This window comes from Saccharibacillus sp. CPCC 101409, assembly GCF_030518235.1.
In the GTDB taxonomy this organism is placed as follows: domain Bacteria; phylum Bacillota; class Bacilli; order Paenibacillales; family Paenibacillaceae; genus Saccharibacillus.
Map to the genome: position 1 here is coordinate 1 of NZ_JAULSA010000025.1, position 12,312 is coordinate 12,312.

General features: G+C 55.7%; 10 protein-coding genes and 1 other RNA gene. 1 reads left to right on the forward strand and 10 read right to left on the reverse strand.

All coding sequences use genetic code 11. The features are described 5' to 3' along the window. The coding region (locus QWJ34_RS25490; protein ID WP_302731908.1) for a hypothetical protein at positions 1-237 on the forward strand (237 nt) is incomplete at its 5' end. Between the two features lie 85 nt (positions 238-322). Here the strand turns inward: QWJ34_RS25490 and recR are convergent. The 10 genes from recR to QWJ34_RS25540 form a co-directional block, all read right to left on the reverse strand. After that, on the reverse strand, positions 323-919 hold the full coding sequence (gene recR, locus QWJ34_RS25495) for a recombination mediator RecR (protein WP_302731909.1): 597 nt from the start codon (positions 917-919) through the stop codon (positions 323-325). A gap of 27 nt (positions 920-946) precedes the next feature. Further along, on the reverse strand, positions 947-1,261 hold the full coding sequence (locus QWJ34_RS25500) for a YbaB/EbfC family nucleoid-associated protein (RefSeq protein WP_302731910.1): 315 nt from the start codon (positions 1,259-1,261) through the stop codon (positions 947-949). A 60-nt stretch (positions 1,262-1,321) separates the two neighbouring features. Then, entirely contained in the window at positions 1,322-3,055 is a 1,734-nt protein-coding gene (gene dnaX, locus QWJ34_RS25505) for a DNA polymerase III subunit gamma/tau (protein ID WP_302731911.1), read from the reverse strand. Between the two features lie 221 nt (positions 3,056-3,276). Further along, an RNA gene (ffs, locus tag QWJ34_RS25510) (signal recognition particle sRNA large type) lies at positions 3,277-3,544 on the reverse strand. A 741-nt stretch (positions 3,545-4,285) separates the two neighbouring features. Next, positions 4,286-5,560, reverse strand: a complete 1,275-nt coding sequence (locus QWJ34_RS25515) for a radical SAM family protein (protein WP_302731912.1) — start codon at positions 5,558-5,560, stop codon at positions 4,286-4,288. Between the two features lie 30 nt (positions 5,561-5,590). Further along, complete coding sequence (gene rho, locus QWJ34_RS25520) at positions 5,591-6,946, reverse strand: transcription termination factor Rho (RefSeq protein WP_302731913.1); 1,356 nt, start codon at positions 6,944-6,946, stop codon at positions 5,591-5,593. A 581-nt stretch (positions 6,947-7,527) separates the two neighbouring features. Further along, positions 7,528-8,781 (reverse strand): UDP-N-acetylglucosamine 1-carboxyvinyltransferase, encoded by a 1,254-nt coding sequence (locus QWJ34_RS25525; RefSeq protein WP_302731914.1) that lies wholly within the window; start codon positions 8,779-8,781, stop codon positions 7,528-7,530. A 224-nt stretch (positions 8,782-9,005) separates the two neighbouring features. Further along, the gene (gene fba / locus QWJ34_RS25530) at positions 9,006-9,860 is read right to left on the reverse strand and encodes a class II fructose-1,6-bisphosphate aldolase (RefSeq protein WP_302731915.1); all 855 of its coding nucleotides are present in this window, start codon (positions 9,858-9,860) and stop codon (positions 9,006-9,008) included. 150 nt (positions 9,861-10,010) lie between these two features. Further along, entirely contained in the window at positions 10,011-10,376 is a 366-nt protein-coding gene (locus tag QWJ34_RS25535) for a response regulator (RefSeq protein ID WP_302731916.1), read from the reverse strand. Positions 10,377-10,630: 254 nt separating this feature from the next. Continuing rightward, positions 10,631-12,232 (reverse strand): CTP synthase, encoded by a 1,602-nt coding sequence (locus tag QWJ34_RS25540; RefSeq protein WP_302731917.1) that lies wholly within the window; start codon positions 12,230-12,232, stop codon positions 10,631-10,633. Between the last annotated feature and the right edge of the window lie 80 nt (positions 12,233-12,312).

The window sequence follows — 12,312 nt, forward strand, 5'->3', positions numbered from 1 at the left end:
AGTTCGTCAAGCACTTTTTTTAACTTCTTTTTCAGCGCTTATTTTCTTATGAACTTCTTTCGATCGTGCCGGCCTTCTCTCGAAGAGCCGTTTATTAATGTAGCACAGCCGCAGCGAGCGAGTCAACACTATATTGCAGATAAATCAAACAATATCATTTCTCGGCATTTTCCACGCCTTGAAATCTGGCTGCAATATATGGATTATACAATGAAAACGCTTCGCTGTCAGCGATAATCCGTGAAAAACCCACAAAAAATACGGCTTCGGAACAGACGCTCCAAAGCCGTACCTTTTCTTTATTGTACACAGCAGCAAAACTCTAGAGTTCTCTGCGGCCTTCAAGCGCTTTGGACAACGTCACTTCATCCGCATATTCCAAATCGCCGCCGACCGGCAGGCCGTGCGCAATTCGCGTTACCTTAATCTCGAAAGGCCGTACAAGGCGCGAAATATACATCGCTGTCGCTTCGCCTTCGATATTGGGATTGGTTGCGAGGATCAGTTCCTGCACCCGTTCGTCGCTGAGACGGTTCAGCAGCTCTTTTAAACGGATATCGTCGGGCCCGATGCCTTCCATCGGCGAGATCGCCCCGTGCAGCACATGGTAGTAACCGTCGAATTCTTTGGTCCGCTCCATAGCGACCAGATCTTTCGGGTCCTGCACCACGCAAATAACCGAGGAGTCCCGCGACTTATCCTGGCAGATCCTGCACGGATCCGTATCCGTAATATTGCCGCAAACCGAACAGTAATGCAGATTGCGTTTGACGCTGACGAGCGCTTTGGCGAAATCGATCACGTCGTCTTCCTTCATACTCAATACGTGAAAAGCGAGTCTCGCGGCCGTCTTCGGTCCGATACCGGGCAGACGGGTAAAAGCGTCGATCAGCTTGGCAATCGGCTCCGGATAATACAAGGCCACACTTCCCTTTTACAAATTAGTTTAGAACAGACCCGGGATCTTCATGCCGTTCGTGAATTTGCCCATGTCCTGGTTGGCGAGTTCTTCGGCTTTGGTCAGCGCGTCGTTAACGGCGGTCAGAATCAGGTCCTGCAGCATTTCCACATCGTCCGGGTCCACGGCTTCGGGTTTGATATTGATTCCGATCAGTTTTTTGTGGCCGTTGACTTCTACGCTGACTACGCCGCCGCCGGAAGTGCCTTCGACTTTTTTCGTGCCGAGTTCTTCCTGGGCTTTCATCATTTGTTCCTGCATCTTTTTAACCTGCTTCATCATCTGGTTCATGTTATTATTCATTGCAATCTCTCCTTAAATTGGCCCGGGGACGCGCTCAGCGCACGCCGCCGCAGGCAGAATTTATTCCTTGATAACAACCAGGCTCTCCCCGAACAAATTCAGCGCTTCGTCTACCCAGGGTTCTTTGCTGCCGTTTTCCTCTTCGTGTTCGAGCTCCAGCACTTCCGTCTTCGGGGCACCGGCGGATTCGGCCGAATCGGTCCAATCCTTCTGCATAATAGTGACCAGCCGCCGTTCTCCGCCGAGATATTCCGACAATACCTGTTCCACCACCTGGCGGTTGGCCTGCTTCTCGATCGTTTCGCGGTGGATATCGTTTTTGAACGCCACCAGCACCGCATCTTCGAGAGCGGACACCGGTTCGCCGTTGGTAAACCAGGCGTGAACGGTCACCTTTTCTTCTTTTACCCGCTGCAGCACCTGAGGCCACTTATTTCGAATTTCTTTAAAGTCGGCATCGTCCTTGTGCGCCAGGTACCGGTCCATATGCGGAGGCAGCTTGGCCATGCGCGAAACGCGCGGCGCGCTCTGACGAACGGCCGGACGACTCGACGCCGCTTCCCCGCCGCCCGACGCCGGAACGCCGCTGCGCAGCACCTGCTCCAGCTTCTTTTCCAATTCGGCGATCTTGCCTTCCAGCTTCTTAACCGCCTGCGAATCGGCCGGAGCGGCGCTTGGGCGCGCCTCGCCGGGTTCGGCCGACGGCTGATCGCCTACACTTACCAGATTCAGCAGCGCCACCTCGAACAGCATCTGCGGATTGACCGCATACTTCATCTCGTTCTGGTAACGGCTCAGCGTATCGATCATGCGGAACAGCATCTCTTTGGAAAAACGCTCCGCCGTCGCTTGAAAAGACGAAGCGTCCAGTACCCGCTCGGTCATGTGCTCGGAATTCGGCACCATTTTGATCATCAGCAGGTCGCGGAAGTAGTACAGCAGATTCTCCATGCATTTGTCGGCGCTTTTGCCTTCCTGCATCCAGCTCTCCACCGTTTGCAGCACGCCGCCCGCATCTTTCGCCGCAAGCGAATCGGCAAGCGCGGAAAACTGCTCGGAAGCGATTCCCCCGGTCATGCCGAGCACCTGCTCGTACGTGACTTTGCCTTCGGTAAACGCGGAGATCTGGTCGAGTACGCTCAGCGCATCCCGCATACCGCCGTCGGAAAGACGGGCGATATACTGCAAAGCGCTGTCTTCGGCGTCGATCTGTTCCTCGCGGCAAATCTCGGTCAGTCTTGCCGTCTGTTCCTCCAACGATACTCTACGGAAGTCGAAACGCTGGCAGCGCGAAATAATCGTCGCCGGCAGCCGATGCGGTTCCGTCGTCGCCAAGATGAACATCGCATGCTCCGGCGGTTCTTCCAGCGTTTTCAACAGGGCGTTAAAAGCTTCCGTCGTCAGCATGTGCACTTCGTCGATAATATAAACTTTACGCCGGACTTCGGTCGGAGCATATTTGATCTTGTCGCGCAGATCGCGGATCTCTTCCACGCCCCGGTTGGAGGCGGCGTCGATCTCAAGCACGTCCATCACCGCGCCGGCCGCGATCCGTTTGCACGTTTCGCATTCGTTGCACGGTTCGGGAGCGGGTCCTTTTTCACAGTTGACGGCTTTGGCCAGAATCTTCGCGGCGCTCGTCTTGCCCGTCCCCCGCGGCCCGCTGAACAGATAAGCGTGCGATACCCGCTGTTCGCGGATTGCGTTCTGCAGCGTTCGGATAATATGCTGTTGTCCCACCATGTCTCGGAACGACTGAGGCCGCCAAGCCCGGTAAAGCGCAATATGTTCCATGAACGGCTCCTTTATTTGGACTTCGGATTGTCTCCATTTTGCCTGGCTTCTTAACCGTCGTCTTCCCTTTATTATACTCTATTTCCGCCCGGATAAAAACGACGGCGTCCACTTTTGAAGGCGACAATCCCAACTTTTTTGCAGTTCTATTATATGAAGAAAAAGAAAAAAGCACCTCTGCCTGCGGCAAAGATGCTGATCGCTTATTTGAAAAGGATAAACCGTGCACCCGCCTTCGATACGATGCCATCCAAGCGGCACCTCTACACAACAACTCGGGCTAGGCCACCCTCCGGCACAAAAGCGGGCCTGCTTATGGCTGCTTCCTTCCGGACCTGACCAGGTTCACAGGTGCTCATTGCGGAGGACCCAACCGTCAACGTTATGTGTAGAGACCAAACCTTACAGGGCATGACCTCGAACGGGAATTCAACCTCGCTATAGCGGATTGCGAGTTACAGGGCACCGCTACCTCCCCATCTAGCACGGCACTCTTTATTATACGTGATAAAAAGAGAAAACGCAAACAGGCCGGCAATGCTTCTGCCGGCCGGGGGGAGGGTCCGGTTTCGATTGGCGCTCGGGTTGTTTTCCCGCCCCGGAATAGACCGATTCCGACGCAGTGGGAAAGCCAAAAGTCGCTTCAACTCGAAACCGGACCCTCCCCGCCCTCCGCCTCCTCTTTCGATGAGGGGCGGAAGGGGCGGACGAATAAAGCCGGCGGTTTGCCTGCCGCCGGCCTTCTTCGTCTTGCCGGGCAGAGCGGTCCGCTTCTGTACCCAAGCGGACCGGGTAGAGCGCGGCGGCTTCCCGATGGGCGTGCAAAGCCGCCCATGGGAAGGAGAACATTCCGTGGACGAAACAAACGTCCGCGGGAAACCTTTTCTCAAAGGCGGACTGCATAGTCCACCCCCCAGGCTCGGCCGATTGCGTTTGAAGCGACTTCGGCTTTGCTTTCCCAACGTTTGAGACCGGAGGCTCGAGCGCACGAAGCAAAACGAGCGGAGCGCAAAACGCAATCGGCCGGGCCCTACGCCTCTACGCCCTTGTGCGCCCTGGAAGAAAAGGCGGACTGCATAGTCCGCCCCCCAGGCCCGGCCGATTGCGTTTGGAGCGACTTCGGCTTTGCTTTCCCAACGTTTGAGACCGGAGGCTCAAACACACAAAGCAAAACGAGCGGAGCGCAAAACGGAATCGGCCGGGCCCTGCGGTCTAAGGAAGCTTCGCCTTTTAGACCAGTCCGACCGGACGTTTCGCCCGCCGCTGTCCTTCCGGCGGTACATGGCTGTAAGAGCCGATCACGACATCCGGCAGCTCGGCGCGGAAGATCTCCAGCATCTGCTTCATGCCGAGCAGCTCGCCGCGTGCCGGCGGAATCAGTTCAAGGTAGCTTTCCGGATCGATATTCAGGTTCCGCATCTGGATCAGCTTGAGGTCGGTGCGGCGCACGAACTCGACCATCGCCTCCACTTCTTCTTCGCGGTCGGTGACGCCCGGGAAGATCAGATAGTTGATCGACGTATAGACGCCCTGCTTGCCGGCGTAAATCAGCGACTTCTCGACATTGGCCAGCGTGTAGGCACGCGGTTTGTAGTATGCATTATAGTGGTCGTCCAGCGCGCTGATTGTGCTGACGCGCATCAGGTCAAGACCCGCGTCGACGATGCCGCGGATATGATCGGACAGACCGGCGTTGGTGTTAATATTAATATAGCCCATATCCGTGCGCGAACGAACCTCGCGCATCGCTTCGATAATAATCTTGGCCTGGGTGGAAGGCTCGCCTTCGCAGCCTTGTCCGAAGCTGATAATGGATTCCGGCGTAGTCAAGTGTTCCATCATAATCTCGACCAGCTCGTCCACGCGAGGGCGGAAGTTCATGCGCGTCTGAGGCGCGACGAAGCCGCTGTCGTCCGGCTGCTCGGAAATGCAGCCGAAGCAGCCAGCGTTGCAGGAGTAAGAAACCGGCACGCCGCCTTCCCAGCGGCCGAGGAACGTATTGGACGAAGTCAGGCATTCGTAGCCGAGCGCACAGTTGGACAAATGCTGGTACAGGCGGTTGTCCGGATATTTCTCGGTCAGATCGTGCACCTTGGCATTCAGCTCTTTGGTATCGCAGTTCTCCGGATTCCACTTCTCCGGATCGTCGCACTGCTCGGCCGTCACATAGAAGCGTCCGTCTTTCCAGACGACGGCGGAATAGCCGAACAGCGGCAGTTTATAGTCTTTGTCCGTTTTGACATAACCGGGCAGGCCTAGGCGGGTAAAGCCCTGCGGCAGCAGCGCGCCGACCGCCTGCATGCCGTCGAGCGCCACCATCTCGCCGCTCTCGGGATCGAAAGCAACCGGCTTGGTGCTCGGCAGCCCGACCAGGGTCGCGCCGTCGGGAAGAGGAATCAGCTCGTCTTCCATAATCTCCACGATCATATCGGCATTGCGTGCCAATCCGAACAGCTCGGGATGATCGTATACATTGCCGTTTTCGTCGGCATAAACCAAATACATGTGTAAAGTCTCCTTTATGCGGACTTGCGCTTAATTGCTGGTTACAGGGGCGGATGCGGACCGCGCCGCCGGACGTCTTGTCCCGCCGGAAGACGAATTGGCGCCGCTTTTCTTCGCGGGCGAAGAAGACGTCTTCTTGTCGGCGGATACATCGAAAGAAGCCAGGAATTCGGCATTTGTATTCGCGTTCTTCAGCTTTTTGAGGAAGCCTTCGACAAAGTCGAAAGAATCGTTCATATTTTTGCGGATATGCCAAACCGTCTCCAGCTCTTCCTTGGACAGCAGCATCTCCTCGCGGCGCGTGCCGGAACGGCGAATATCGATCGACGGGAAGATCCGGCGTTCGGCCAGCTTCCGGTCCAAATGCAGCTCCATATTGCCGGTTCCTTTGAATTCTTCATAAATAATATCGTCCATTCTGGAGCCGGTGTCAATCAAGGCAGTCGCCAGAATCGTCAGGCTGCCGCCTTCTTCCACATTCCGCGCGGAACCGAAAAATCTTTTCGGCCGATGGAAAGCGGCCGGATCGATACCGCCGCTGAGCGTACGGCCGGACGGCGGAATCACAAGGTTGTAGGCCCGCGCCAGACGCGTGATGCTGTCGAGCAGGATTACGACGTCCTTTTTATGCTCGACCATGCGCAGCGCGCGCTCCAGCACCAGCTCGGCGACTTTGATATGATTTTCCGGCAGTTCGTCGAATGTCGAAGCAACTACTTCGCCTTTGACCGAACGCTGCATATCCGTCACTTCCTCCGGACGTTCGTCGATCAGCAGCACGAACAGCTCGATCTCCGGATTGTTTTCCGAGATGCTGTTGGCGACTTCTTTGAGCAGCTGCGTTTTGCCCGCTTTCGGCGGCGCGACGATCAGGCCGCGCTGTCCGAGACCAACCGGCGCGAGCAGATCCATGATCCGCGCGGACAGCCGGTTCTGCGTTGTTTCGAGCGAGAGCTTTTTCTCCGGATAAAGCGGCGTCAGCGCCGGGAAATGCAGACGCTCCGCGGCCGTGGCTGGATCTTCGCCGTTGACGGCATTGACCTGAAGCAGGCCGAAATAACGCTCGTTCTCCTTCGGTGCGCGGCACTTGCCCGATACCAGGTCGCCGCTGCGCAGATCGAATTTGCGAATCTGCGAAGCCGAGATATAAATATCCTCAGCGCTCGGCAGGTAATTGATCGGACGCAGGAAGCCGTAGCCTTCAGGCAGTACTTCGAGCACGCCCTGCATGAACATCAAGCCGCTTTGTTCGGCCTGGGCGCGCAAAATGGCAAAGATCAGTTCTCTTTTCTTCATTTGACTGTAGTACGAGATCTGATACTGCTTCGCCAGTTTGTAGAGATCGGTCAGCTTCATTTCTTCGAGGTCGGAGATTTGCAGATCCATGTAAAATAACCACCTATTCAATTTTATATTAGGAAGGCGCGCAGGCTCCCGCAGGACGCTCCACAGGCCGTATCTTTCGGTAAGGGAAAAGGTTGAACGCCGTTCAGGGCGCAAACGCATGAAAAGACGCGAGACTCCGGGCTTCGTTCAGCCCCGTCGATCGCGATTCGGGTCGTTCGTTCAAATCTATATGGACACGCAGCGTGTAAAATTCCGATGTCGACTGCCTACGGAACAGATCCAGCAGTTTTTTTGAAAACTTTTATGGGCGGGCCCATACCTATTCGTCTTATAAGAAACGAATACCGGGCCGAGTCTTGTATATCCAATTATACCGTACTTTTTGTTTCCAGATTAAATAAGTTCGGAAGTAAAAGATCGATGAGTTTGAGCCCATATCCTGACGGACGGAAGTAAAACGAATAAGAAACGGAATTGAAAAAAACGGAGAAAAAACGTCCATTTACGATAAGCATTACCCATTTTACGGAAAAACTATTCGCTTATTGTGAAAAAAGCACCGACGCGGCCGGGAGCCGCGCCTGTACCGTTCAGTCAACGCAAGCAAAATTAAAATCGGATCAGACGGTCTCGCGCCAGACGTCGGCGCCGAGGCTGCGCAGATTCGTAACCAGGTTGTCGTAACCGCGGTCGATATACTCGACGCCTTCGATCTCGGTCACGCCGCCTTCGATCGTCAATCCGGCAATCACAAGCGCGGCTCCCGCGCGCAGGTCGGCCGCCTGGACCTTGGCTGCGTTGAGTTTGCCGCCTTCGATCACCGCGGAACGGCCTTCGACGCGAATCTTTGCGCCCATGCGCACCAGCTCCGGCACATGCTTGAACCGGTTGCTGTACACAAAATCGCTAAGTACGCTTGCTCCGCCGGCCTGCGTGAGCAGACTGGTCATCGGCGACTGCAGGTCGGTCGGGAAGCCCGGGTAGACCAGCGCTTTAACGTCGACATGCTCGTAATCCGGTCCGCCGATGATGCGGATGCTTTCGTCCATCTCCTCGACGGTAACGCCTATTTCCTGAAGCTTGGCGGTCAGCGCCTCCAGATGCTTCGGAATGACGCTGTCGATCAGGACGTTGCCGCGCGTCGCCGCGGCGGCAATCATATAAGTACCGGCCTGAATGCGGTCGGGAATAATCGAGTGGCGGCAGCCGTGCAGTTTCCGGACGCCTTCGATCCGGATCGTTTCCGTACCGACGCCCTTGATGCTGGCTCCCATGGAATTGAGCAAAGTTGCTACGTCTATGATTTCAGGCTCTTTAGCCGCATTTTCGATAATGGTGGAGCCTTTGGCTTTGGCAGCCGCCAGCATGATATTGATGGTCGCTCCGACACTCGCCACGTCGAGATAGATCTTGGTCCCGCGCAGTTCTTCCGCGTGCAGATGGATCGCTCCATGCTCGTTTACCGCCGTTGCGCCCAGCGCTTCGAATCCTTTGATGTGCTGATCGATCGGCCGGGGTTCGAAATTGCAGCCTCCGGGCAGTCCGATCAACGCTTCGCCGAATTTGCCGAGCAGCGCTCCCATCATATAATAAGAAGCCCGCAGTTTCTTGACCGGGCCGTTCGGCATCGGAATCGACTTGACGTTCGAAGGGTCGATTCTCATCTGGCTGCCTTCCCAGGAAACGCGAGCACCGAGTCCTTCCAGAATCTCGGCATATACCGCTACGTCGCTGAGCAGCGGGAGATTGTCCAGTATCACTTCGGAATCCGCAAGCAGCGCAGCGGGAATGAGTGCAATGGCACTGTTTTTCGCACCGCTGATCGTAACCGTCCCTTGAAGCGGACGTCCGCCGGTGATCATTAATTTCTCCATAAGTTCGAGGGTCCCCCTACTTGTTATGCAGCCGTTCAAAGGATTTTGAAAATGGCTTATTTGCAATCCGGTCGTTTCCAAAACACACACCCTAAAACAAAATGGAAAGACACCGGCTGAGCGGTGCGCTTTCCATAATGAATTCTTGCAAACTTCGGGTTCCGAATCGAGAAAATCGGAAGTTGAAAACCACGTTCCGTTTATAAAGTCCCGCGCTCGAAAGCTTAGGCTTTGTTGCTGGAACCGAATTCTTTGATCTTGCCGATAACGGTTTGTTTGATGGCTTCGCGGCCCGGCGCGATGAACGTACGCGGATCGTAAGCGTTCGGCTTTTCAGCCAGTACTTCGCGAACGACTTTTGCGAATGCGATTTGGTTTTCCGTGTTTACGTTGATTTTCGACGTACCCAGGGAGATCGATTTTTGGATATCGTGCGTCGGGATACCCGTGCCGCCGTGCAGAACGAGCGGGAGGTTGACCGCGTCGCGGATCTCTTCCATCTCTTTGAAGCCCAGGTTCGGTTCGCCGTGGTAAGGACCGTGTACGGAACCCAGAGCCGGAGCCAGGGTGTCGATGCCGGTTTCCTTCACGATGCGTACGCATTCGTTCAGGTCCGCATATTGGATGCCGCCGATTACGTCGTCTTCCTGTCCGCCGACCGTGCCGACTTCGGCTTCTACGGAAGCGCCTTTGGCGTGAGCGTATTCCACGACTTTTTTGGTCATTTCGATGTTTTCGTCGATCGGGTGGTGCGAACCGTCGATCATAACGGAAGTGAAGCCTGCGTCAAGCGCTTCTTTACACTTGTCGAAGCTCGAACCGTGGTCGAGGTGAATCGCAACCGGAACGGTGATTTTCAGGTCCTGGATCAGGCCTTCCACCATTTTAACGACTGTATAGAAACCGCTCATGTGACGCGCTGCGCCTTCGGACACGCCGAGGATTACCGGAGATTTTTCTTCTTCGGCCGCCGCGAGGATGGCTTGCGTCCACTCGAGGTTGTTGATGTTGAATTGACCCACCGCGTATTTTCCTTCGAGAGCTTTGTTCAACATGTCTGTCATCGAAACTAATGGCATGGTTGTTCCTCCTAATTAAATGTTGGATTTCTATATTGAACCGACATCCATACTTTCCTATTATACCACTGTCTCGGCAAATACTAAACAGGCACGTAAGGCGGATTTCCAAGGAATTTGCATGAACAAAAAAAGGCGCGGCGCGCCTTTTCATCCCCGCAGGTAGTTGCCCACCGCGATCCTCATCTCGTCGATATCGAACGGTTTGGTAAAGTGCATCAGCGCGCCCTGGTCCTTCGCTTCCTTGATCATGTCGAGCTCGCCGTAAGCGGTCATCATGATTACTTTGATATCCGGGTCGTGAGCCTTGATGTGTCTCAGGATTTCCAGGCCGTCCATGCCCGGAATCTTCATATCCAGCAGCACCAGGTCGGGCCGGTCGCTTTTCAGCAGTTCCAGCGCCTCTTTGCCGTTTGCCGCCTGGTAGGTCTTATACCCTTCGCTTCCGAACACTTCGGTCAGCAGCATGCGGATTCCGTTTTGGTCGTCGACAATCAATATTTTTTGTTCGCTCATTCTGCTCTGTCCTCCCCGGTTGCTCCCGTCGTCGGCCGATTTCTCGCGCCTCCGCCGGGGCTCTCTGCGCTCAGGAGCGTCCCCCTCGGCTTTTTGCCTACCCAGCTCCAGACTTCAAGTCTAATTCGACCTCTTCGCGCCCCATTCCTGCTAATTCCAGCAGAGAAGTCCGAATATTTCCCAATATCGGCGGGTAACGGAAGACAGGACGCGCAAAGAAGGCCCGGACAGCGTCCGGACCTTCCTTCGCGTTGTTACTCGGAATACGTGATCGAAGCTTTCACGAACTCGCGGAACAGCGGCTGCGGGCGGTTCGGTCTGGAGGTGAATTCCGGATGGAACTGCACCGCCAGGAACCACGGGTGGTTCGGCAGCTCGACGATCTCGACCAGACGTCCGTCCGGGGAAGTCCCCGAAATGACCAGTCCGGCCGCTTCGATCTGTTCGCGGTAAGCATTGTTGAATTCGTACCGGTGACGGTGTCTTTCGTATACCAGCTCGTCGTCGTAGCACTGCATGGCCAGCGTGCCTTCGACCAGCTTGCACGGGTACAGGCCGAGGCGCATCGTGCCGCCCAGGTCTTCGATGTCTTTTTGTTCCGGCAGCAGGTCGATCACCGGGAACGAGGTGGACGGGTTGATCTCGGAGCTATTCGCGTCTTCCATGTTCGCCAGGGCGCGCGCGTACTCAATTACCGAGACCTGCATGCCGAGACAGATGCCGAAGAACGGCACGTTATTTTCGCGCGCATAACGGATCGCCGTGATCTTGCCTTCGATGCCGCGATCGCCGAAGCCGCCCGGAACCAGAATGCCGCCGAGTCCGCCCAGCATTTCGTCCACGTTGTCCTCGCGCACTTCCTCCGCGTCCACCCAGCGGATCTTCACGTCGGCGTTGGCGTCGAAACCGGCATGCGACAGCGACTCGACCACGCTCAGGTAGGCGTCGTGCAGCGCGACGTATTTACCGACGATCGCGATCTCGACCGTTTTCTCCAGCTTGCCGATCCGGTCGACCAGCGCTTCCCACTCGGTCATGTCCGGCTGCGGCGTATCGAGCTTCAGGTAGTTGACCACGATCTCGTCCAGGCCTTCGCTTCGCAGGTTGAGCGGCACTTCGTAAAGCGTCGAAGCGTCGCGGCATTCCACGACCGCGTCTTTGTCCAGATCGCAGAACAGCGCCAGTTTCGCCTTGGTGTCTTCGGACAGCTCGTGCTCGGTCCGGCAGACGATGACGTTCGGCTGAATGCCGATGCTGCGCAGTTCTTTCACGCTGTGCTGCGTCGGTTTCGTTTTGATCTCGCCCGCGGCTTTGATATAAGGAATCAGCGTTACGTGAATGTACATCACGTTGTCGCGGCCCACGTCGCTGCGCATCTGGCGGATCGATTCGAGGAACGGCAAACTTTCGATGTCGCCTACCGTACCACCGATTTCGGTGATGACGACGTCGGAACCCGATTCGCGGCCGGCGCGCATCAGGCGTTCTTTGATCTCGTTCGTAATGTGCGGGATAACCTGCACCGTTCCGCCCAGATATTCGCCGCGGCGTTCTTTGCTGATGACGGAAGAATAGACTTTACCCGTCGTCACGTTGCTGTTCTTCGACAGATTGATATCGATAAAGCGCTCGTAGTGCCCGAGGTCCAGGTCGGTTTCCGCGCCGTCGTCGGTCACGAATACTTCGCCGTGCTGATACGGGCTCATCGTTCCCGGGTCCACGTTGATATAAGGGTCGAACTTTTGAATGGTTACTTTCAGGCCTCTGTTCTTCAGAAGTCTGCCGAGCGATGCGGCCGTGATGCCTTTGCCGAGCGACGAGACGACCCCGCCCGTTACGAAGATATACTTGGTCACTGTAGAAAACCTCCTGTAATGTCGTTCTGGTACTGCCTTTTCCTGCTCTAAAAAACGTTCCGGCGCATCGGTTGAACAAG